This window comes from Uliginosibacterium silvisoli (assembly GCF_036017035.1).
Classification (GTDB): domain Bacteria; phylum Pseudomonadota; class Gammaproteobacteria; order Burkholderiales; family Rhodocyclaceae; genus Viridibacterium; species Viridibacterium silvisoli.
The window spans coordinates 588,316-609,199 of sequence record NZ_JAYXHS010000003.1; the positions used below are offsets into that span (position 1 = coordinate 588,316).

Here is a 20,884-nt window from a genome sequence, read left to right on the forward strand (position 1 = left end):
ACGATCGTATAACCGAACTCAGGAGAGCACGTCATGAGTCAGCCATCCACGCCCGCAGGTTTCTCCCCCGCCGTTTCACTGGCGACCGACACCGTGATCCACACTGATAACGCAGGTCTCATCGAAGGCGACATCACCATCAGGCGCGGCGCCGAAGAGATCCCCGCCTACCGCGCAGCGCCTGCGAGCGGCACGCAGCACCCCGTCATCCTCGTCGTGCAGGAGATCTTCGGCGTGCACGAGCACATCCGCGACGTGGCCCGTCGTCTCGCGAAACTCGGCTATCTCGCCATCGCGCCCGAGCTGTATTTCCGCCAGGGCGATCCGTCGAAGATCGCCAGTATCGACGAGCTGCGCGAGAAGATCGTCAGCAAGGTGCCCGACGAGCAGGTGCTCGCCGACCTCGACGCCACGGTCACCTGGGCTGCGGCGAACGGTGGCGATGTGGATCGCCTCGGCATCACCGGCTTCTGCTGGGGCGGCCGCATCACCTGGCTCTACACCGCGCACCAGCCACGCGTGAAGGCTGCTGTCGCCTGGTACGGCAAGCTGGTCGGGCCCCAGAGCGCGCTGCAACCACGTCACCCCATCGACGTCGCTGCGCAACTCAAGGCCCCCGTGCTCGGCCTCTACGGCGGGCAGGACGCCGGCATACCGCTGGACACGGTCGAGGCCCTGCGGAACGCGCTGACTGCCGCCGACAGCGCATCGCGCATCCATGTCTATCCGGAGGCGCCGCACGCCTTCTACGCCGACTACCGGCCGAGCTTCCGCAAGTTCGAGGCGGAAGACGGCTGGCTCTTGCTGCAAGGCTGGTTCAAGGAGCACGGCCTGTGAGCGCAACCGCCCACGCGCAAGAGGGCGACAACTTCCAGCGTGCGCCCGGCGTACCGCACCTGCCGGCCACGCCGTTCCGCTTCATCCTGTACTTCGTTGCGCAATACCGCTGGCGCTACGCCGGCATGGTGTTGTTCGAGACGCTCAACGCTACCTGCGGCATCCTGATCCCGTACGCGCTGTCGACCATCATCAAGGCCGTTACCGCCACACAGGGGCTCGCCGCACATGCGGGCAGCATCATCCACAGCCTGCGCGGCCCCCTGGTGCTGTTCTTCGCCTTCAGCATCGGAGAAGTGATCTTCGGCCGCCTCGCCGGTGCGATCCAGATCCGCCTCGGGCCACGTCAGCGGCAAAACGTCTCGCGCCACGTCTATGAGTACCTGCAGTACCACTCGCACCGTTATTTCAGCGGCAACTTTGCCGGCGCACTCGCGCATCGCATCTCCGAGACTTCGATGGGCGTCACGCAAACCCTGTGGTCCATCATCACGGAGTTCTGGCCGATCACCATCATTATCGGCGTATCCATCGCGCTGCTGTTCAACGCACACGCACAGCTTGGCATCTTCGCCTCCGTGTGGGCGGTGTGCTTCATCGGCATCTCCTTCTGGCTGGCGAAGAAGTGCCAGCCACATGCCTTCAAGGCCGCCTCGGCTCGCAGCGAGACCACCGGTGTCATCGTCGACTCGGTGACCAATGTCACCAGCGCGCGCCTGTTCGCGCGCTTCGGCTTCGAGCGGCAGAACCTCGACGTCACGCTGGCCTCCGAACTGCAAGCCGTGCGCCGCTCCAACGGCTATTCCGAACGCGTACGCTGGTTCCAGTTCTCTGCCTCCGCCGTGCTCAAGATCGGCTTGCTCTACTACGCGCTGACCCTGTGGGATGCCGGCATGATCTCGGTGGGCGACTTCGTGATGGCGGTGAGCCTGTCGCTGCTCATCATCAACGAAGCACGCAACCTCAGCCGCCGCTTCCTCGAGTTCTTCGAATACATCGGCAACGTCGCCAATGGCGTACACACCATCGTGCAGGGCCACGAACTGGTCGATGACGACGACGCGAAGACGCTGGCCGTGACGCGCGGCGCCATCGAATTCCGCGACGTGAGCTTTGCCTACGACGGGGAGAAAGACGACAGCGCCCGCGTCTTCTCGCATCTCGATGTCAGCATCCCCGCCGGGCAACGCGTCGGCCTCGTCGGCCTCTCCGGCTCGGGCAAGTCGTCTTTCGTCAGCCTCCTGCTGCGCCTCTACGATCCGCAGGGTGGGCAGATCCTCATCGACGGGCAGGACATCCGCCACGTCACGCAGGATTCGCTGCATGCCCAGCTGTCGCTGATCCCGCAGGACCCCAGCCTGTTCCACCGCAGCCTGCTGGAGAACATCCGCTACGGCCGTGTCGAAGCCAGCGATGATGAAGTCGTCGCCGCGGCCCGCAAGGCCAGCGCGCACGAGTTCATCGCCGAGATCAAGGAAGGCTATGCCGCCATGGTGGGCGAACGCGGTGTCAAGCTCTCCGGCGGCCAGCGCCAGCGCATCGCCATCGCGCGCGTGATCCTCAAGAACGCACCGGTACTGATCCTCGACGAAGCCACGTCGGCTCTCGACTCCATCACCGAGAATGCCATCCAGAACACGCTGGACGAAGTCATGCACGGCAAGACCGTCATCGTCGTCGCCCACCGCCTGTCCACCATCGCGCACCTCGACCGCATTCTCGTCTTCGCCAACGGCCGCATCGTCGACGACGGCACGCACAACGAGCTACTGACACGCCAGGGCGAATACTTCCGCCTGTGGAGCCGCCAGGCCGGCGGCTTCCTGCCTGAAGCATCGCCCACGCCGGTACACAACGAGGCGCCGCTCAGCGCAGCCGCCGAGAGCCCCACCACCGCCATCGACGAGAAGGAGCGCGCGGCGCCCCACGTCGCCTGACACATCGTAGGGCCCCATGACCTCTACCGCCCCCAACACCCTTTCCCCCGGAACAAGCCCGTCATCCCGGCTAAAGCCGGGACCCAGCACCCGGCGTATGATCTGGATCCCGGCCCTCGCCGGCATGACAGGTGTTTCGAGAAATCTCGGGCAGCCTCCAGGCGTTCGCGCGGGCCATCAATCGGAAGGGCACAGCATGGAACCCATCGACAAGCGTTCGGATGCACGCAGCATCTTCATCGCGGCGAAACCCGCCGAGGTCTTCGCCGCCATGAGCGAGCCGTCCCGCGTGGAACGCTGGTGGGGCCCGGACGGCTTTCGCAATACCATCCACAAATTCGAGTTCCAGCCCGGCGGCACCTGGCTGCTCACCATGCACGCGCCGGACGGCACCGATTACCCGAACGAGAGCCGCTTCACGCGCCTCGTGCCCGGCGAACTCTTCGAGATCGAACACCTCTCCGGCCACCACTTCATCCTGACCATCACGCTGCAAGCCTCGGGCGACGGTACCGGCGTGTACTGGCGCCAGACCTTCGACACCATCGAGCACTACGCAGGCATCGCCCAGTTCGTGGCCGGCGCCAATGAGCAGAACCTGCAGCGCCTCGCCGCCGAAGTCCAACGTAGCTAAGGAAGATCACATGAGCAAAAGCGCCGCAGCGAAAGCCAATCCGGAACTCGACAGCTTCTTCGAGAAAGAAGCGACCTGGCACGACGAACTTGCGGAGCTGCGCAAGCTCGCACTCGCCAGCGAACTCACCGAAGAGCGCAAATGGGGCCAGCCCTGCTACACGATCAACGACGGCAATGTCCTGATCATCCACGGCTTCAAGGAGTACTGCGCCCTGCTCTTCTTCAAGGGCGCACTGATGCCGGACCCGAACGGCATCCTCATCCAGCAGACGAAAAACGTACAGGGCGGCCGCCAGATCCGCTTCACGACCTTGAAGGAAATCACTTCGCAGAAGGCCGTACTGAAGCAGTACATCCAGGCCGCCATCGACGTCGAGAAATCCGGCGCAAAGGTCGAGTACAAGGAGACGACCGAATTCGAGGTCGCCGCGGAATTCCAGGTACAGCTCGACAAATCCCCCGCCCTCAAGAAAGCCTTCGCCGCCCTCACCCCCGGACGTCAACGTGCCTACCTGCTGCACTTCTCATCGGCCAAGCAGTCGAGCACGCGCGCCGCGCGCGTCGAGAAGTGCACCCCGCAGATACTTGCGGGTAAGGGGATGGATGACAGATAGTTTTCACCCAGCAAGCCGGTGGATTGGGCTCATCGTGTAGGGCGTCAATAAGCGCAGCGCATTGCGCCGGAGCACGGCGCTGACTTACAAGTGGAAACATCCGGCGCAATGCCCTTCGGTTATTGCGCCCTGCTTGCTGATTCACCAATAGTACCGACCCGTGGGGGCTTGAGCGCGCCATTGGGGTGTTTTCGGGTCTCCGCAGGGGTATATTGTCGCGCTTACAAGCAAGGGGGGGGACATGAAATTAGCATTGATGGTTTGCGTGTTGACGTTGATGATCGGGGGGGTGCGGGCCGGAGAAGCGAGCGGCCTTACCAGTGGGAATGAATTTCTGAGGCAATGCAGCGGCTTGATGCAGGCCGTCGATGGCGGAGCAAGAGACCCGGAAACCTTGATGCGCGGAACTATGTGCACTGGGTATATGACGGCTTTTTCAGAAATGGCATTGATGTTGCCGGAGAGCATGAAAACCTTTTGCATCCCCGAAGACGCATCACTACTGCAGACTGTGCGCGTGGCAATCAAGTTTCTAAGCCAACGGCCGGAGCTACTGAACAAGGCCGTATTACCCGGCCTGATTGTTGGCTTTACTGTTGCATGGCCCTGCAAGAAATAAGCAAGCAGCCCGGATGAAGCGCAGCGCAATCCGGGTAGCGAGCCCCGGATTCCGGCGAGCCTGCATCCACGCTACAGATTGCCTCCAGGCGTTCAGACAGCAAAACCTCTCGCACGCTCGTCATCCCGGCGGAAGCCGGGATCCAGTACCCGACGCACGATCTGGATCCCGGCCTTCGCCGGGATGACGATGTATTTTCAAGTATCGTGATCGATCTCCGGGCCCCCACGACATCTATCCACTGCACCACCCTCCACACCCTGCTGCCCCCACTGTTCATTCCTGACCACCCGCAACGCCCGATCTCCCGTCACGACACGCTCTACCGCATGGCATAGCCCTTGCAGAAAGCGAATCCTTGATTGCCACGCATGTCGTCAGGGAGGTCATATGGGAAGTTTCGATAGCCATCTGGAAATCGCGAGTCACGCGGGCTCGAGCGAATACGAGGCGGATGTTCTCGTCGTCGGCGGCGGCCCTGCCGGCACATGGGCGGCCGTGAATGCCGCGGCGCATGGCGCGCGCGTGATCCTGGCGGACAAGGGTTACTGCGGCACCTCGGGTGCGGCGGCGCCTTCCGGCAATGGGGTGTGGTTCATTCCACCCGAGCCGGCCCTGCGCGAAGAAGCGATGGCCAGCCGCGAGCAGCTTGGCGGCTACCTTGCCGACCGTGGCTGGATGGCACGCGTGCTCGACCAGACCTGGTCCAATGTGCATCAACTCGATCAGTGGGGCTACCCCTTCCCGAGCGACGAGGCAGGCCAGCGTCGTCGTGGTTCGCTGCAGGGCCCGGAGTACATGCGCCTGATGCGCAAACGCGTGAAGCAGGCCGGCGTGCGCATTCTCGACCACAGCCCTGCACTCGAGTTGCTGGTCGACGAACAAGGCGCGGTGGCCGGCGCATCGGGTGTCAGCCGCCAGAAGAACGAGCACTGGCAGGTGCGTGCCGGTGCAGTCGTGATCGCCACCGGCGGCTGCGCCTTCCTGTCGCGCGCGCTGGGCTGCAATGTGCTGACCGGTGACGGTTACCTGATGGCGGCCGAAGTCGGCGCCCAGCTCAGCAGCATGGAGTTCTCCAGTGCCTACGGCATCTCGCCGGAGATTTCGTCGGTGACCAAGACGGCGTTCTATCGCTACGCGACCTTCCTGCGTGAAGACGGCTCGGTGATCGAAGGCGCCAGCGGTCAGCATCGCTCGCCAATCGCCAGGACCCTGCTGAGCGGAAAGGTGTATGCAATTCTCGACAAGGCCGATCCCTCGCTGCACGCTTCGCTGCGCCTGGCCCAGCCGAACTTCTTCCTGCCGTTCGACCGCCTCGGCATCGACCCTTTCACGCAACGCTTCCCCGTCACGCTGCGCCTCGAAGGCACGGTGCGCGGCACGGGCGGCTTGCGCATCCTCGACGACAGTTGCGCTACCTCGGTCGCGGGTCTCTACGCAGCCGGCGACGCAGCCACGCGCGAACTGATCTGCGGCGGCTTCACCGGCGGCGGTAGCCACAACGCCGCATGGGCCATGTCCTCCGGATACTGGGCGGGTGCCGGCGCGGCCGACTTCGTGCGCCAGCAAGGCGGCAGCCTGGCACACCGCAAGCTGCGGTCTGCCGGTGGTGCCAACCTGCGTCCTGTCGCGGGAGGTGCCTACGTTGCCGACGTACGCAGCCAGGTGCAGGCCGTACAGGCGGAGGTGTTCCCCTACCAGTACAACTACTTCCGCCATGCCGACACGCTGACGCAATCCCTCGGCCGTCTCGATACGCTATGGCGCCAGCTGCGCGACACGCGTGCGCCGGACGCCTTGTCTGCCATCGCCGCACGCGAAGCCGCCGCGATGACTGCCACCGCACGCTGGATGTATCGCAGCGCGCTGGCACGCACGGAGACCCGCGGCATGCACAAGCGCGAGGACTTCCCCGCCATCGATGCGGGCCAGCATCACCTCATCACGACCGGCGGTCTCGATGATATCTGGGTGACCACGCGCCCCGCCACGACGCCCGTGCCGAGCACGGCAGGTGTGGAGGTCGCAGCGTGATCGAACTCATCAGCGAAACCCGCTGCATCGCCTGCAACCTCTGCGTGCCAGCCTGCCCGGTGAATGTCTTCGAAGTAGTGCCGGATGCGCCACCCCGCATCGCGCGGCAGGAGGACTGCCAGACCTGCTTCATGTGCGAGCTGTATTGCCCGGTGGATGCACTGTACGTCTCGCCCAACGCGAACGGCGTTGACCACGCCGACGAAGCCGCGCTCGAACAAGCCGGCCTGCTGGGCGGCTATCGCAAAGCGGTGGGCTGGAGCAAAGGCAGCGAGCAACTGCGCAGCGCCGACCAGTCATTCCGCATGTTGAGTAAATACTGAGAAAGAAGACGAGACAGAAAAAATGATCGACCTGCACTACTGGACCACCCCGAACGGCCACAAAATCACCCTCTTCCTCGAGGAGACCGGCCTGCCCTATCGACTCTTTCCCGTCGCCATCGGCAAGGGCGAGCAGTTCAAGCCAGACTTCCTCAAGATCGCACCGAACAACCGCATTCCGGCCATCGTCGATCACGCCCCTGCCGACGGTGACGCGCCACTCTCCATCTTCGAGTCCGGCGCGATCCTGCTCTACCTCGCCGACAAGACGAAGCAGCTCATCCCGCAAGACCTGCGCGGCCGCACGGAGACGATCCAATGGCTGTTCTGGCAAATGGGCGGCCTCGGCCCGATGGCCGGACAGAACCACCACTTCACGCAATACAGCGAAGCGATTCCCTATGCGATCGAGCGCTATGTGAAAGAGACGGCGCGCCTCTATGCCGTGCTCAACAAGCGCCTTGCCGATCGCGAGTTTATCGCCGGCGACTACTCGATCGCCGATATCGCCAGCTACCCGTGGATCGTGCCGCACGAGAAGCAACGCCAGAATCTCGACGACTTCCCGAACCTGAAACGCTGGTTCGAAGCAATCAAGGCCCGGCCTGCGACGCTGCGTGCGTACGCCCGCGCTGAAGAAGTAAATCCCGGCAGCAAGCCCTCGGTGGATGAAGTCTCGAAGAAGATTCTTTTCGGACAGGATGCGAGCACGGTGCGTTGAGCGCCATGCTCTGCAGGAGCCGGCCATGCAGGCAACTCGATGGCACTGAGCTTGATTGGACGTGCGCTGTCGCAGGCATGGCCAGCTCGTGCAGAACAGCCGGTGCAATGCGCTTCTCCAATTGCCACACCGCATGAGCTCAGAGCACTCTCCTCCAGCAATCCGGACATTCGAACTCCACCGCCTGCTGGACGGGCTCATCTACGTCTTTCACCGGGTCCAGGCTGAATCCGGCGTGTCTCGCTTCGCACGCGAAGACAAGCCCGAGCTCTTCATCGAATACGACAGCCAGCTCGGCTGGGTCGCCCTCGATCCCGAGACCGGCACGGTGACGGGCAGGCCCTGGGACGATGAGCTGCGCCACCAGCATCCCGATCATCCCGTCGAGTGCGAATGGATCAGCAAGAAGGGCGTGAAGTCTTACGTCTATGCGCTACGCCATGTTCGCCAGACATAGCCGCTGATGTCCCATGCAGCGTCTCCCTCATCGCCAGCGCTCGAGGCAATCGGCTTCGACCTCGACGGCACGCTGCACGATCGCGAGACCTCGCTGCGCCTCTTCATCGAAGCCCAGCACGAGCGCCTTGCGTTGGCACCGCATGTGCCGCTCGCCACGTGGCGCGAACGCTTCATCACGCTGGATGCGGGCGGCATGGTCTGGAAAGACCGGGTCTATCAAATCCTCACCACGGAATGGCTCTTGCCCCGCACCTGGCAGGAGCTGCTGGCCGACTATGAGGACAACTTCCATCTCTCCGCATGTCTCTTTGCGGATGCGCTCGAGACACTCTCCACGCTCCGGTCCCGCGGTCTGACCCTGGGACTGATCACCAATGGCCGGGCGCGCCTGCAAGGCTCGGTCATCGAGGCGCTGGGCATCGCGGATTTCTTTTCGGCCATCCTGATCTCTGAGAGCGAGGGCGTTGCCAAACCTGATGCAGAGATCTTCAGGCGATTTCTCGCACGCGTCTCCTGTCCGGCCGAGGCAGCGGCGTTTGTCGGTGACTCGCTGCGCGCCGATGCAGAGGGCGCGCGCAATGCCGGGTTGCTGGGCGTCTGGCTCAATCGCGATGCGACTGCTGCTCATCCCGATGAGTCGCTTGCGATCGTAGGCTCGTTATCCAGCCTGCTGTCGCTTCACGGTCTGTCATCGTCGCCATGAATGTCTTGTGCGCAAGGCTATCGGTTTCATCGGAATGCGCTGGTATCGACTCATTGCATACCTCGTTAAGATGCGAAGACGTTCTCATGCAAACGTCTGCGGCAACATACCGGACTTAACCGATAAGGCCTGAACCATGCAGGTAAGCAACTTCACCCCCTACAGCGCCTTGATCGGCGGCCTGCTCATCGGCAGCGCCGCAAGCGTGCTGCTATGGCTCACGGGCCGCATTGCAGGCGTCAGCGGTGTCGTCTCGCGCCTGCTGCCCTGGTCTGCAAGCGAAGGGGCGTGGCGTCTGGCTTTCCTCTTCGGCCTCGTCGCGGGTGCTGCTGCGTACTATGCGTTTTGGGGTGGCGCGCCCCTCGCGCGTGCCACCTTCCCGGGATGGTTGCTGGCGCTGGGTGGTCTGCTGGTCGGCTTCGGCACTTCGCTGGCAGGTGGTTGCACGAGCGGGCATGGCGTCTGCGGTCTGGGCCGTCTCTCGTTGCGCTCGCTGGTGGCGACGCTGGTGTTCCTCGGTATCGGTATCGTCACTGTTTTCGTCGTGCGTCACCTCGCGGGTATCCAGTGATGATCGCCCGAGTACTTGCCGCGCTCGCTGCGGGCGCCCTGTTCGGTCTCGGCCTCGCCGCTGCGCAGATGACGCAGCCATCCAAGGTGCTGGGCTTTCTGGATTTCGCCGGCGCGTGGGACCCCAGCCTGCTGTTCGTGCTCGGTGGCGCCGTCACCGTCACGCTGGTGAGCTTCCGCTTCATCCTGCGACGCAAGGCACCGTTATTCGATGAGCATTTCCATCTATCGACAAAGACGGCAATCGATCCGCAACTGCTGATCGGTTCCGCGCTCTTCGGCATTGGCTGGGGCATCAGCGGTTACTGCCCCAGCCCGGCGATCGCTGCGCTGGCAGCGCCGAACAGCGAGACCTGGATCTTCCTGCCCGCCATGCTGGTCGGCGCCGGCCTGCAGCGCTGGCTCGCCTCGTGGCGCAAGAAGGCATGAAACTCCCACACACAACGACATAGCAAAGGACCTCATGGGCGGCCTCTATCTTGGCGATCTCGACTTCGCGCCAGTCGATCTGGATGCTTATTTCGCGCGCATCGGCTACACCGGTTCGCGCACGGCGACACTCGCCACGCTGCAAGCCTTGCACCGCCTGCACCCGGCCTCCATTCCTTTCGAGACGCTGGACGTGTTCGCGCGCGAGGCGATTCACATGAATGCCGAAGCGCTCGATGCCAAGCTGATCCACGCGGGGCGCGGTGGGTATTGTTTCGAGCAGAACACGCTGTTCCTGCGCGTACTGCGCACGCTGGACTTCAAGGTGGAGCCGCTGATTGCGCGCTCGCGCTGGGCACGGTCGCGGGATCGGGGCATGGTGCGCACCCACATGGCGCTGCGCGTGCGCCTCGATGGCGTCGACTGGCTCGCCGATGTCGGCTTCGGTGCCTGCATGCTGACGACACCGCTACGCATGGATGTGCACGAAGCCCAGGCCACCCATCACGAAGCTGCGCGCCTCGTACCGATAGACGGTGAACTGCGGCTCGAGTACCAGATATCCGGGGAGTGGTTGCCGATCTACGATCTGGTGGTGCCCGCAGCAACACCTGCCGACCTGCTGGCCGCCAACTGGCTGATCTCGACGCACCCCGATTCGGGCTTTCACCAGAATCTTGTCGTGACCCGCACACGCGACGCGATACGCCACGTGTTGGTGAATGCGCAGTTGACGATCCGCCATGCGGATGGGCAGGTCGAGCGACGCGAACTCGATGCGGACGCCATCGCGGTCAGCCTGCTCGATGACTTCGGCATTTCACTGCGTGGCGACTGGTCGGCGCTGCTGAAGGAAGCTGCGGCCAGACCCAAACCCTGAGAGCCTGCTCACGCTCTCTGCATCCACAGACGCTTGAGGGCGTCATCACTGGCGATGTAGGAGCGGGCCACGCCCGCGACCACGCAGGAAGCTCCACAGCACTGGCCGGTATTGGACGCATGATGTGGCGGGCATGGCCCGCTCCTACCAGAAGCGCGAGGCGTATCCACTTCTGAACATCCGGCGCAATGCGCTTCGCTAACTGACGCCCTACAAAAAAATGGCGAGCCAGGCTCGCCATTTTTCATTCCCCGATCAGATCGTCACCTTGCTACCGTCAAAGCGGGTGAAGCTGAAGCCCGCGAAGTCTTCGCGGAAGGTGTAGCGCTCATCGCGTAGCAGACTCAGCGCGAGTTCTTCTGCCTGCGGCAGCGAAGCTCCCGCGTCCGAGCGGAAGTGGATGCCGCCGAAGTTGCGGCCCCACCCCAGATTCGCCGCCAGCTTGTTGAGCTCGCCACCCACGGTGAGCGGTGGCCCGACATAGGCAATCAGCTTCGTCGGATCATTCGGGTCCGGTTGCACCGGGTCGGGAATCACGAAGCTCTCGTCGAAGAATGCCTTGAGCAGGGTCGCGTGGATGGCCGCAGCTGACGAGGCGCCGCCTGGATACGAGCTGTGATACGGCGCGCCATCAGGATAGGCGTGCGACAGCAGATGCACGCCGTATTTCGCATGGCTGCGCGACAGCGCATCCGACTTGAGGAAGTCATCGTGCAGCGGAATGTCGCTCACCCCTTTCGCCAGGCGCTGATGGGCGAGATTGGAGATGGCTTCCGGCCGCGGCACGCGGTGCACGAACCACTTCTGCCAGTAGTTGGCGCGGATCTCGCGCGTCGTCGCCAGCGGAATCAGCGACTGCACGAAAGGTGCGCCGAAACTCGCGTTGGCACCTTGCGTGACCTTGTATTTCAGATAGGGATTGCTGGCCGCCAGCGGCGCACCGATGCCACCCACCACAAGCGGATCATTGCTACGCGCCGTGGAGAGAATCTGCGAGGCCGCCCAGAAACCCGGCGCACCACCGCGTGAGTATTCAGCGAGGTCGCGACCGGTGGACAGGTAGCGCGGCTTCGCATCCAGCCGCACGACACGCTTGTGTGCCTGGCCACTGATATTGCCGAGCAGCTCCTCCGGATTGAGCAGGAAGTCATTGCCCGGCAGTTGCGCGCGGATGGTGCCGGAGATGGATTGCAGGCCATACGGCACGTCGCGCAGCAGGAACTGCGAGATGTAGGGTCCGACCAGCACGCCCACCGGCGCCACGCTCTTCGCCTTGCGACCACTCGGGTCCGACGGATCGACATAGCGCGCGGTGCCGCGGAACAGCAGCGCAGGCGTCACCTTGCCCTCTGCATTGCGCGGCCCCTGATAGCCCGGCAGGCGCGACAGCTCGGCCGCTGCCGCACGTACCAACTCGTTGCGCGTATCGTCGCGATACTCGCTGAACGGCACATCGCGCAGCAGGCTCTGCCAGTAGATCTCGACCGCCTCGGCGGCCTTCTCCTGGCTGGCAAGTGCGGGCGCTGGCGGAATGGCGATCTGGTTCGGGCCGAGCCCGGTGAGGTTCAACGACAGCGTACCGATGGGGTTCACCAGCTTGCGCGTGCCGCCCAGTGTGACCTTCTCGAAGTCCGCCGGCAGCCCCGTCGCCAGCGCAGCCTTCAACTCGCCCCAGGCCTTCAGATCGACCTCGCCGCGCGCGTTGTGCGGCAGGCCGCGCGTATCGCTACCGATCTTGTTGGCATAGCGCTCTTCGTCACCGTTGTTCTGATGGTTAGGGATGGCCTGATCGTAGTTGGCCTTGGCGCGGTCGACGCGCACACGCAGCGTCTCGCGACGCAGTTGCTGGTTCAGGTCGCCACCGCGCTCGTTCAACACGCGCAGATCCGGCACGCCGGCATCGCTCTGCGCTTGTGCTGCACCGCCGGCCAGCAATGCTCCGCTCAATGCGCCGGCCTTGCCGAAGAATGCGCGTCGTCCACTTGCAGTCCCCTGCTGAATGGTCTCGCCGGCAGGAACAGCCGGCACCGTATCTGGACGCACTTCCAAGTCCTGCTGTTTCGTCATGTTTGCTCCTTGCATTATGGGCATCGCGAAGCCCGGCACACCACGCGCCGGATCGCGGCAGGACGACAACGCAAGGGCTGTTCCACGCAGGCCATTTGCATAAGCTTGGCTGCCTGAGTGCAATAGCATGGGCACAAGGCCTTTGAAGTGCTGCCTTGCGCGCAACGCGTCGACATGTGCTCACCGAACTGCTGCGCTTGCAGCAGGCCTGCGCCTGAAGACCGCACGTGGAGCGCACATCAAATCTGTCGGGATTCAAGCGCGATGAACAGGCACTGCTGTCCATGCAGCAGACAGGCTGCGCACGAACCGACAGACAAAAGGACAAGCCGAGAGGCTTGCGTGAAATGGCGGATGCGCCGGCGCAAACCTCCGATGGAGGAGCCGGCTTGTAGCTGCATCTGCAATGCAATTCATTTCTTATTCGTTCTGCTACCCGGGGAGTTCTCTACAGAATGACTTGTCATTTCACGGAGGATTCATTCATGCCACTGCATTACCCTCGTGCTGCAAGCGCACGCAAGTTCGGTCGTTTCCTGGCGACCCGTTTCCTGATCGCCGCCGCTGCGCTGCTGGGGGCTTCGGCCGCATTCGCGCAGGCCTCTGAGTTCCTCGTCAGCACCGACTGGCTGGAGAAAAACATCAACGACCCGAAGCTGCGCATCATCGAGGTGAGCGTGACGCCGGGCGTGTTCGAGCGCGGCCACATTCCCGGTGCATACAACGTCGCCTGGCACACGGATCTGGTCGACCCGGTGCGCCGCGATATCGCTACACCGCAGAACTTCGAGAAACTGTTGCGTCAGGCCGGCGTGTCGGATGGCAATACCATCGTGCTCTACGGTGACAACAACAACTGGTTCGCCGCCTGGGGTGCATGGGTCTTCGACATCTACAACGTGAAGAACGTGAAACTGCTCGATGGCGGGCGCAAGAAGTGGGAGGCAGAGAACCGTCCGCTGGCAGCCGTAGCACGTACGCCCGTAGCCGGCACCATCCGCATCGGCGCGACCAACAATGCCCTGCGCGCGCGCCTGCCCGATGTGGTGGCTGCGGCAGAGAAGAAGAGCAATGCAGTCCTCGTCGACATCCGCTCTGCCGATGAGTACAGCGGCAAGGTCTTCGCGCCCGCCGGCGTGCAGGAACTGTCCGTGCGTGCCGGCCATGTCCCCGGAGCGGCCAACGTCCCCTGGGGCCAGGCTGTCGCAGCCGACGGCACGTTCAAGTCGGTAGACGAGCTGCGCAAGCTCTACGCTGCAGCCGGTGTCGATGGCAGCAAGCCGGTGATTACCTACTGCCGCATCGGCGAGCGCTCCAGCCACACCTGGTTCGCGCTGAAGAAACTGCTCGGCTATGACGTCCGCAACTACGACGGTTCCTGGACGGAGTACGGCAACGCCGTCGGCGTGCCGGTCGTCAATCTCGCCGGTACGGTGTGGGGCGGCAAGTAAGCCGAGAGGCGGTTCGCGACCTTCCGGAGCCCGTGCTTTTCCGACCTGCGGATTCATGGGCTCTCAAAGGCAATGGGGCGCACAGTGCGCCCTTTTTTTCCTGCATGTGTTCGCCTCAGCTCATTGAGCCAGCCACCATGTCTGCACTACCCGACTCATCGCTCCCCGTTGCCACGCTTCCCCCGCTCAAGCGCCTGCTGCCTGCCGTGCTCGTGCTGGCACTTGCCATCGCCCTGAGCGCCTGGCTAGGCGGCCTGGAGAACCAGCGCGACCTCGCGCTCTCCTCCCTGCTCGGCATCGCGTTCGGCGTGCTGCTGCAGCGCGCGCGTTTCTGTTTCTTCTGCGTGACGCGCGACTTCCTCGACCAGCGTGACGCACGCGGACTGCTCGGCATCATCGCCGCGCTGGTCGTCGGCACGCTGGGCTATCACCTCGTCTTCGGCGCCTTCCTGCCGGTGCCGGCACCAGGGCGCCTGCCACCGGAGGCACACGTCGGCCCATTGAGCTGGGTACTCGCCGCAGGCGCGTTCAGCTTCGGCGCGGGCATGTCACTTTCCGGCTCATGCATCAGTGCACATCTCTATCGCCTCGGAGAAGGCTCGCTGGCCTCGCCCGTAGCCCTGCTCGGCGCAGGCATCGGCTTCATCCTTGGCTTCGCCAGCTGGAACACGCTTTACCTCGCCACCATCCAGGAGGCTCCCGTGGTGTGGCTGCCCAATCTGCTCGGCTACGGTGGCTCAGTCGCGCTGCAGCTCGCCTTGCTCGGCGGCCTCGCACTGTGGCTGGCGCATGCGCATCGTCCGCAGGCGCAGGCAGCGCCCCTGGTCTGGTGGCAACGGCGCTGGCCCGCCTATGTCGGCGGCATCCTGATCGGTACGCTGGCCGCGCTTTCCTACCTGCGTGTCGGCCCCCTCGGCGTCACCGCCGAGCTGGGCAGCATTGCCCGCACGGCGGCCAATACACAAGGCTGGCTGCCCGAGCGACTGGAGGGGCTGGACACCTTCAGCGGCTGCGCGACCGTCATCAAGGAAACACTGTGGTCGAAGAACGGCGCCTTCGTCGTCAGCCTCGTGCTCGGCGCTTTTGCATCGGCCCTTCTGGCCGGCGAATTCAAGCCCGTGAAGCCCGGTCTCGGCGCACTCGCACGCAACCTGTTCGGTGGCGTGCTGATGGGCTGGGGCGCCATGCTCGCCCTCGGCTGCACGGTGGGCACCCTGCTTTCCGGCATCATGGCCGGTGCAGTATCGGGCTGGGTGTTCGCGCTCTCCGCGCTGGCAGGCCTGTGGCTGGGCTGGCGCCTGCGGCAGCGCTGGGGGCGCTGACGCAGGCGCCTCTTTCCTGGTTTGGCGGGCGGCTGCAGAATGCTGTTCCAGCCTCTGTCGCGAATACCATGGACTTCACCATCAGCCCCAACGAAGAGCGACATTTCGCCAGCCTCCATGCCGTGCTCGACGTCGTGGCTCGCGAACAGCGTTACCTCGCTTTCGTGCAAGCGCCGCCGTTCGAACAATCCCTCGTGTTCTACCGCAACATCATCGCCCGGGATCTTTGCCAGTTCGTGGCACTTGAAGCTGACGAGCTTGTCGGCTGGTGCGACATCCTGCCCGTCATGGGCGAATCCCGTGCGCACATCGGCACGCTGGGCATCGGTCTGTTGCCGCGCGTGCGCGGCAAGGGTCTGGGCAGGAAGCTTCTCGACACCACCATCGCCAAGGCCTGGCACAAGGGACTCACGCGCATCGAGCTTTCCGTACGCGTGGACAACCCGGTCGCCATAGCCCTCTATGAGCGCATTGGCTTCCAGCACGAGGGCACCCGCCGCAATGCGAGCCTGATTGCCGGCAGGTACTGTGACACCTACGCCATGGCCCTGCTGAACCCGGCATGAGGCAGTCGGAACGCGCGCTGGCGTTCCTCCCCACAATCATTGCGAAGCGACATCATGACAATCGAAATATCAAAGGAGGCCCGCGCCGAAGCCGTCGCCTCCATCGAACGCTACTTCCGCGAGAACATGGAGGAGCCGATCGGCAACGTCACCGCCGGCGCCCTGCTTGGCTACTTCATCGAAGAGATCGGCCCGCTGATCTATAACCGGGCCGTGCTCGACGTGCAGGAGCGGCTACAAAAGCAGGTCGGGGACCTCGACATCGAAGTGAACGAAGACCCCTTCCAGTACTGGCGCAAGTTCGACAAGGCGCGCAAGGGAAAATGATGCGAACGCTCCGCGCCTTGCCGCCCTTCCGCCGCCACTGACGAGGCCAGGCTCGCCGTCGCGTCTCCTCAAGCCGCAGCCGCCTGCGGCCGCCGCACCGCTGGAATATTCGCCAGCCAGCGCTGCAGGGCCGGATCCCCATAGGCCGCTTCGGCAATGAAGTGGTCACCCTCCGGCACGACAGTGAACAACACGGAGCTTCCCTTGGCACGCAGCGCGTTGACGGCGTGCTGCGCGTCGATCAGCGGGGCCTTGTCGTCGCGCTCGCCATGGAACACCCAGAGCGGTGTATGGCGCAGCTTGTCGAGGCGCGCATCGTCAATGCCTTCGGGCACGCGCCCCGACACGATCACCAGACCCGCAAAGCGCTCCGCGTGGGCGCTGCCCAGCAGCCAGGTGCCGGCAGAACCGAGACTGAAGCCCGAGAGCACGACGCGGCTGCTATCCACATTGTGCTTGGCGCTGACCGAGTCGATGAGGCTGAACAACTCGTCACGCCAATCCGGCCAGGTGGCTTCGGCAGGAATCTGCAAAGCAAGGAAGTGATACGGCAGCGAATCGGCCTCGGCCACGATCTTCGGAAAACCCCAGGCCAGCAACTGGCCAAGATCGGTACCGCGATCCTTCGCGCCATGCAGGAAGACCACCAGCGGCGCATCGCGACCGCTGACGTCGGCAGCGCGAAAGAGATAGGGCAGGATCTGGCGCGCGGTATTCACACTTCGACGTTCGATGCTCATGACATGTCCTCCGGATAATGGGTCCAGCTTCGCAGTGCATGCGAAGACCAGACAGACAAGGCAAGAGCTGTGCCGTCGCGCAAGACCGCCAGCGCCGGGAGATCATGCGTACGCATTCGCAAAAAGGCTGCTGTCAAACGAGCAAGGCCAGCGGCGACGTGGCCAATTCTGAGCAAGCCTTGCGCCGGGCAAGGGCCTCTGCATGCAGCTGGCGCACAGGCCTGCCGTGGCAGGCAAATCCCCGCCGCGAGATGGCACCCATATTGCATGACAAGGGTCCACCCACCCATCCCATGAGGTCATCGCCATGAGTCAGACACACCTCCTCGACTCGGTGCCGCGTCGCCAGGTCAACTTCAATCTCGACTCGCCCGAACTGGCCGAGACTTACGATCGCGTCGGCGTGCGTCAATTCAATCACGGCAAGCAACTCATCGCCGACCTGGATCCGCAACCCGGCGAACAGGTGCTGGACATCGGCAGCGGCACCGGCTTGCTGGGCGCCTATGTGGCCGAGAAGGTTTCGCCGAATGGTCGCGTCTTCGGCATCGACCCCCTGCCTCATCGCGTGGACATCGCTGCACGCAAGGGCCAGCCGAACTTCGAGGTTCATGTCGGCCGCGCTGAAGACCTGTCGCAGTTCGCCAGCAACAGCTTCGACGTCGTCTATCTCAATAGCGTGTTCCATTGGGTCGAGGACAAGCCAAAGGCCCTCGCCGAGATCTTCCGCGTGCTCAAACCGGGCGGCCGTCTCGGCCTCAATAGCGGCGATGCTGAGCGTCCGCATCAATCCGCCACCCTGCTGCGCGACGCAGCGGATGCCGCCGGCATTCCCGCTGACAAACAACCGCACGGTCGCCAGCTCGGTGCCGTCAGCAACGCTCAGCTGCAAGCCCTCATCGACGCCGCCGGCTTCAGCGATTACCGCGGCGGCACGCGCACCATCGTCGACACCGTACCGCACGCACAGGACCTGCTCGAATGGAGCCGCAGCAGCTCCTTCGGCAACTCGCTTGGCAAGTTCGACCCCAGCGAAGAAACGCGCTTCCGCGGTGCCTTGCAGACCAAGCTGGAGGCCTATCGCAAACCGGAAGGCATCCTGCTCGAGCGTTACCTGATCTTCATCACGGCGCGCAAGCCGCGCGCGTCCTGAGCAGGCTGATCGCGGGTTGCGGGCCTGCGGTCCTCCATCCAGGCTACGTCACGGGCGCGTCGGCGTCATGCAGTTTGCGTAGCCTGGATAAGCAAAGCGCAATCCGGGACCGGTCGCCACGCAAGTCGGATCTGGCACGCCGCCCTGCTTCCGGTGAGATCTACTGCCGTAGCCAGTCCTCACGGATGAAATGCGCAACGGCATGCTCCGTATGGTGGCCGATGACATGGGATGCGCTGCGCTTCACGAGATCAACGGCATTGGCGACGGCGATGCCTCGATGCGCGGCCTTGAGCATGCCCACATCGTTCAGCTGATCACCAAAGACGACACGCTCGTGTGATTCGAGACCGTAGTCGACTGCAAGCCTGTGTATGGCCTGATCCTTCGTCGCACGCCGGTCATGCACGGTGAGCCAGGGCCAGCCGGGGAAGTACAGATCGTCGAACAGGTGCGTCTCGACGGCATCGGCATGCAAGGCCTCGATCTCGCTCTGCAAGGCAGCCAGCGGTGCGTACTCGCCAATCAGGGTCAGGCACACGACCTGTTCGGCGAAGGCTTTTTCGAGCTTTGCAGGACAGCCGAACCGCGGGTCCCGCTGCGCCAGGCGTTGCGCCAGATAGTTCTGCATGCCGAGGTTGCGCATCTCGTTGTAGTGCACACGATCGCGCACGCCGTCGAAGCTCGAAATGAAGGGTTCGGCGCCATGCAAGCGCATGCGCGCGCAAATGCTCTCGACCACTTCGCGCGGCATCGCATTGACGCTCAGGTGTTCGCCGGTGGTGAAGTCGGTGATGAACGCTCCGTTGAACTCGATGACGGGCAGGTTCAACGACAGGCCATGCAGGATCGGCCGCATGGACGACACGCTGCGTGCGCTCGCCACGGTGAAAACAAGACCATCATGCAACAGCTCGTTGAGGATGTTCAGCGACTGCGACGAGAGCTGGCCGCTGCCGTCCAGCAAGGTGCCGTCGAGGTCTGAGACGTAAAAGCTTTTCACGCGCGGATTCCTTCAGCAATCGGACATGACTTCGGCATTATCACGCATCCGTGCCTGCAGCTCCAGCGGTGACGCCCTCGTGCGCCCCTTTACTCAATCGACGTCCAGCACCTTTCCCGGATTCATCAGGCCCCGCGGGTCGAGCGCGCGCTTGATGGCACGCATGGCGGCCAGTTCTGCCGGGCTGCGGCTCAGCGCGAGATAGTGCTTCTTGAGCAGGCCGATGCCGTGCTCGGCGGATATGCTGCCGCGCTCCTGCGCTACGAGCGCATAGATCGCGTCCTCGATCGCTTCGCCTGCATCGGGCAACCCGGTCACGTCGATGATGATGTGCAGATTGCCGTCGCCGAGGTGACCGAAGAACAGCGCCTCGCACCCCGGCCAGTGCGCCTGCAGCTGCGCACGACAAGCCGCTACGAATGTGCCGATGGCGGCCAGCGGGAGGCTGATGTCGAAGTTGAGCGGCGTGAAGCGCATGAGTATCTCGCCGACGGATTCACGCAAGCGCCACAGCTTTGCGGCCTGCGTGTCGGACTGTGCCAGCACGATATCCAGCACCTTGCCTGCTTCCAGCAAGGCAGCCAGCGGCGCTTCGATGCCTGCCTGCAGGCTTGAAGCGTCCGGCCCGCTGAACTCCACCAGCGCAGCAAGCGGCGGCGCGCCGGCGAACGGCAAGGCCTGTGCAGTTGCACGGGATGCCGCAGCGAGGAAGTCGTCCCACATCAGCTCGAACGCGGCGATGCTGCCGGGCAATGCGCTGCGCAGCGTCTGCAGCAGTTGCGTGGCGGCCGCGTAGTCGGGCAAAGCCACCAGCGCGGTCAGGCGGGTACGTGGTTTCGGGTGCAGCCGCAGGATGGCGCGCGTGACGACACCCAGCGTGCCCTCTGCACCGATGAAGGCATGCGCGAGGTCGTAGCCCGTGTTGTTCTTGAGCATGGGCCGCAGCATCGACAGCAGCGTGCCATCGGCAAGCACCACTTCGAGGCCGAGCACCTGCGCGCGCATGCTGCCGTACTGGATGACGCCAGTGCCGCCCGCATTGGTCGAGATCAGGCCGCCGATCTGGCAGCTGCCGCGCGGGGCGAGATCCACGCCGAACAGCAGACCAGCCGCCGTCGCGGCATCCTGCACGGCCTGCAGCGTCGCGCCGGCTTGCGCCGTGATCGTCGCCGCAGTGGCGTCGATTTCCTCGATGGCGCTCATGCGCGCGAGAGACAGCGCCAGCGCATCGGCACGCGGCGTGGCGCCGCCAACGAGACCGGTCAGCCCGCCCTGCGGCACCACCGCCACGCCAGCTTCGTGTGCGAGGCGCAGCACGCTCGCGACTTCGGCAGTACTCGCGGGTCGCAGCAGAGCCAGCGGACGCTGTGCCGGAACGACACTCCAGTCACGCTCGTGTGCGACCGGAATCCCCTCGCCAGTCAGCACTGCGGCGTGGCCGAGAGCTTCACGCAGCGCGCGGATCAAGGCATCCATGGCGGGCGGGCCAGTAC

Annotated in this window: 22 protein-coding genes; 18 read left to right on the forward strand and 4 right to left on the reverse strand. The window is 64.0% G+C overall.

What is annotated here, in order from left to right; all coding sequences use genetic code 11:
• Nucleotides 1-33: 33 nt before the first annotated feature.
• From VVD49_RS17370 to VVD49_RS17430, 13 genes are all read left to right on the forward strand, one after another.
• On the forward strand, nt 34-837 hold the full coding sequence (locus VVD49_RS17370) for a dienelactone hydrolase family protein (protein WP_327600474.1): 804 nt from the start codon (nt 34-36) through the stop codon (nt 835-837).
• Complete coding sequence (locus VVD49_RS17375; protein ID WP_327600475.1) at nt 834-2,774, forward strand: ABC transporter ATP-binding protein; 1,941 nt, start codon at nt 834-836, stop codon at nt 2,772-2,774. Before VVD49_RS17370 ends, VVD49_RS17375 begins: the two co-directional genes overlap by 4 nt.
• Before the next feature lie 196 nt (nt 2,775-2,970).
• Nucleotides 2,971-3,408, forward strand: a complete 438-nt coding sequence (locus VVD49_RS17380) for an SRPBCC domain-containing protein (protein WP_327600476.1) — start codon at nt 2,971-2,973, stop codon at nt 3,406-3,408.
• 10 nt (nt 3,409-3,418) lie between these two features.
• Nucleotides 3,419-4,024 carry a YdeI/OmpD-associated family protein gene (locus VVD49_RS17385; protein ID WP_327600477.1) on the forward strand — a complete coding sequence of 202 codons (606 nt, stop codon included), beginning with the start codon at nt 3,419-3,421 and terminating at the stop codon, nt 4,022-4,024.
• A 241-nt stretch (nt 4,025-4,265) separates the two neighbouring features.
• A complete protein-coding gene (locus VVD49_RS17390) occupies nt 4,266-4,643 on the forward strand; it encodes a Rap1a/Tai family immunity protein (protein WP_327600478.1) in 378 nt (125 codons plus the stop codon).
• A 390-nt stretch (nt 4,644-5,033) separates the two neighbouring features.
• Nucleotides 5,034-6,677, forward strand: a complete 1,644-nt coding sequence (locus VVD49_RS17395; protein ID WP_327600479.1) for an FAD-binding protein — start codon at nt 5,034-5,036, stop codon at nt 6,675-6,677.
• Entirely contained in the window at nt 6,674-7,000 is a 327-nt protein-coding gene (locus VVD49_RS17400) for a ferredoxin family protein (protein ID WP_327600480.1), read from the forward strand. Before VVD49_RS17395 ends, VVD49_RS17400 begins: the two co-directional genes overlap by 4 nt.
• A gap of 22 nt (nt 7,001-7,022) precedes the next feature.
• Entirely contained in the window at nt 7,023-7,721 is a 699-nt protein-coding gene (locus VVD49_RS17405) for a glutathione binding-like protein (RefSeq protein ID WP_327600481.1), read from the forward strand.
• A 235-nt stretch (nt 7,722-7,956) separates the two neighbouring features.
• Nucleotides 7,957-8,178, forward strand: a complete 222-nt coding sequence (locus VVD49_RS17410) for a hypothetical protein (RefSeq protein WP_327600482.1) — start codon at nt 7,957-7,959, stop codon at nt 8,176-8,178.
• 6 nt (nt 8,179-8,184) lie between these two features.
• Nucleotides 8,185-8,883: an HAD family hydrolase gene (locus VVD49_RS17415; RefSeq protein WP_327600483.1), complete on the forward strand. Its 699-nt coding sequence runs from the start codon at nt 8,185-8,187 to the stop codon at nt 8,881-8,883.
• Between the two features lie 136 nt (nt 8,884-9,019).
• Entirely contained in the window at nt 9,020-9,454 is a 435-nt protein-coding gene (locus tag VVD49_RS17420) for a YeeE/YedE family protein (protein ID WP_327600484.1), read from the forward strand.
• A complete protein-coding gene (locus VVD49_RS17425) occupies nt 9,454-9,882 on the forward strand; it encodes a YeeE/YedE family protein (RefSeq protein WP_327600485.1) in 429 nt (142 codons plus the stop codon). Before VVD49_RS17420 ends, VVD49_RS17425 begins: the two co-directional genes overlap by 1 nt.
• 34 nt (nt 9,883-9,916) lie before the next feature.
• Entirely contained in the window at nt 9,917-10,762 is an 846-nt protein-coding gene (locus VVD49_RS17430; RefSeq protein ID WP_327600486.1) for an arylamine N-acetyltransferase family protein, read from the forward strand.
• A gap of 255 nt (nt 10,763-11,017) precedes the next feature.
• Here the strand turns inward: VVD49_RS17430 and VVD49_RS17435 are convergent, their stop codons facing one another.
• Nucleotides 11,018-12,829, reverse strand: a complete 1,812-nt coding sequence (locus VVD49_RS17435; protein ID WP_327600487.1) for a phosphatase PAP2 family protein — start codon at nt 12,827-12,829, stop codon at nt 11,018-11,020.
• A 485-nt stretch (nt 12,830-13,314) separates the two neighbouring features.
• On the opposite strand from VVD49_RS17435, the gene VVD49_RS17440 reads away from it, so the two are divergent.
• From VVD49_RS17440 to VVD49_RS17455, 4 genes are all read left to right on the forward strand, one after another.
• Nucleotides 13,315-14,280, forward strand: coding sequence for a sulfurtransferase (locus tag VVD49_RS17440; protein WP_327600488.1), 966 nt, complete (start codon nt 13,315-13,317; stop codon nt 14,278-14,280).
• 137 nt (nt 14,281-14,417) lie between these two features.
• On the forward strand, nt 14,418-15,602 hold the full coding sequence (locus VVD49_RS17445) for a YeeE/YedE family protein (protein ID WP_327600489.1): 1,185 nt from the start codon (nt 14,418-14,420) through the stop codon (nt 15,600-15,602).
• Nucleotides 15,603-15,670: 68 nt separating this feature from the next.
• Nucleotides 15,671-16,168 (forward strand): GNAT family N-acetyltransferase, encoded by a 498-nt coding sequence (locus VVD49_RS17450; protein ID WP_327600490.1) that lies wholly within the window; start codon nt 15,671-15,673, stop codon nt 16,166-16,168.
• 54 nt (nt 16,169-16,222) lie between these two features.
• Nucleotides 16,223-16,495, forward strand: coding sequence for a DUF2164 domain-containing protein (locus VVD49_RS17455; RefSeq protein WP_327600491.1), 273 nt, complete (start codon nt 16,223-16,225; stop codon nt 16,493-16,495).
• 68 nt (nt 16,496-16,563) lie between these two features.
• On the opposite strand, the gene VVD49_RS17460 is transcribed toward VVD49_RS17455, so the two are convergent.
• Nucleotides 16,564-17,235, reverse strand: coding sequence for a carboxylesterase family protein (locus VVD49_RS17460; RefSeq protein ID WP_327600492.1), 672 nt, complete (start codon nt 17,233-17,235; stop codon nt 16,564-16,566).
• A 307-nt stretch (nt 17,236-17,542) separates the two neighbouring features.
• Between VVD49_RS17460 and VVD49_RS17465 the strand changes: the two genes are divergently transcribed.
• The gene (locus tag VVD49_RS17465) at nt 17,543-18,388 is read left to right on the forward strand and encodes a class I SAM-dependent methyltransferase (RefSeq protein WP_327600493.1); all 846 of its coding nucleotides are present in this window, start codon (nt 17,543-17,545) and stop codon (nt 18,386-18,388) included.
• A 160-nt stretch (nt 18,389-18,548) separates the two neighbouring features.
• Here the strand turns inward: VVD49_RS17465 and VVD49_RS17470 are convergent, their stop codons facing one another.
• Together VVD49_RS17470 and VVD49_RS17475 are read right to left on the reverse strand one after the other, a co-directional pair.
• On the reverse strand, nt 18,549-19,391 hold the full coding sequence (locus VVD49_RS17470; RefSeq protein WP_327600494.1) for an HAD family hydrolase: 843 nt from the start codon (nt 19,389-19,391) through the stop codon (nt 18,549-18,551).
• 93 nt (nt 19,392-19,484) lie between these two features.
• Nucleotides 19,485-20,867, reverse strand: a complete 1,383-nt coding sequence (locus VVD49_RS17475) for an FAD-binding oxidoreductase (protein WP_327600495.1) — start codon at nt 20,865-20,867, stop codon at nt 19,485-19,487.
• Nucleotides 20,868-20,884: the final 17 nt, after the last annotated feature.

Excerpts from the sequence above, each read along its gene's own strand:
- VVD49_RS17395 (WP_327600479.1), top strand. The coding sequence starts at position 5,034 with ATGGGAAGTTTCGATAGCCATCTGGAAATCGCGAGTCACGCGGGCTCG.
- VVD49_RS17390 (WP_327600478.1), top strand. The coding sequence starts at position 4,266 with ATGAAATTAGCATTGATGGTTTGCGTGTTGACGTTGATGATCGGGGGG.
- VVD49_RS17455 (WP_327600491.1), top strand. The coding sequence starts at position 16,223 with ATGACAATCGAAATATCAAAGGAGGCCCGCGCCGAAGCCGTCGCCTCC.
- VVD49_RS17465 (WP_327600493.1), top strand. The coding sequence starts at position 17,543 with ATGAGTCAGACACACCTCCTCGACTCGGTGCCGCGTCGCCAGGTCAAC.
- VVD49_RS17450 (WP_327600490.1), top strand. The coding sequence starts at position 15,671 with ATGGACTTCACCATCAGCCCCAACGAAGAGCGACATTTCGCCAGCCTC.
- VVD49_RS17445 (WP_327600489.1), top strand. The coding sequence starts at position 14,418 with ATGTCTGCACTACCCGACTCATCGCTCCCCGTTGCCACGCTTCCCCCG.
- VVD49_RS17380 (WP_327600476.1), top strand. The coding sequence starts at position 2,971 with ATGGAACCCATCGACAAGCGTTCGGATGCACGCAGCATCTTCATCGCG.
- VVD49_RS17425 (WP_327600485.1), top strand. The coding sequence starts at position 9,454 with ATGATCGCCCGAGTACTTGCCGCGCTCGCTGCGGGCGCCCTGTTCGGT.
- VVD49_RS17440 (WP_327600488.1), top strand. The coding sequence starts at position 13,315 with ATGCCACTGCATTACCCTCGTGCTGCAAGCGCACGCAAGTTCGGTCGT.
- VVD49_RS17405 (WP_327600481.1), top strand. The coding sequence starts at position 7,023 with ATGATCGACCTGCACTACTGGACCACCCCGAACGGCCACAAAATCACC.
- VVD49_RS17415 (WP_327600483.1), top strand. The coding sequence starts at position 8,185 with ATGTCCCATGCAGCGTCTCCCTCATCGCCAGCGCTCGAGGCAATCGGC.
- VVD49_RS17435 (WP_327600487.1), bottom strand. The coding sequence starts at position 12,829 with ATGACGAAACAGCAGGACTTGGAAGTGCGTCCAGATACGGTGCCGGCT.
- VVD49_RS17430 (WP_327600486.1), top strand. The coding sequence starts at position 9,917 with ATGGGCGGCCTCTATCTTGGCGATCTCGACTTCGCGCCAGTCGATCTG.
- VVD49_RS17460 (WP_327600492.1), bottom strand. The coding sequence starts at position 17,235 with ATGAGCATCGAACGTCGAAGTGTGAATACCGCGCGCCAGATCCTGCCC.
- VVD49_RS17385 (WP_327600477.1), top strand. The coding sequence starts at position 3,419 with ATGAGCAAAAGCGCCGCAGCGAAAGCCAATCCGGAACTCGACAGCTTC.
- VVD49_RS17475 (WP_327600495.1), bottom strand. The coding sequence starts at position 20,867 with ATGGATGCCTTGATCCGCGCGCTGCGTGAAGCTCTCGGCCACGCCGCA.
- VVD49_RS17420 (WP_327600484.1), top strand. The coding sequence starts at position 9,020 with ATGCAGGTAAGCAACTTCACCCCCTACAGCGCCTTGATCGGCGGCCTG.
- VVD49_RS17370 (WP_327600474.1), top strand. The coding sequence starts at position 34 with ATGAGTCAGCCATCCACGCCCGCAGGTTTCTCCCCCGCCGTTTCACTG.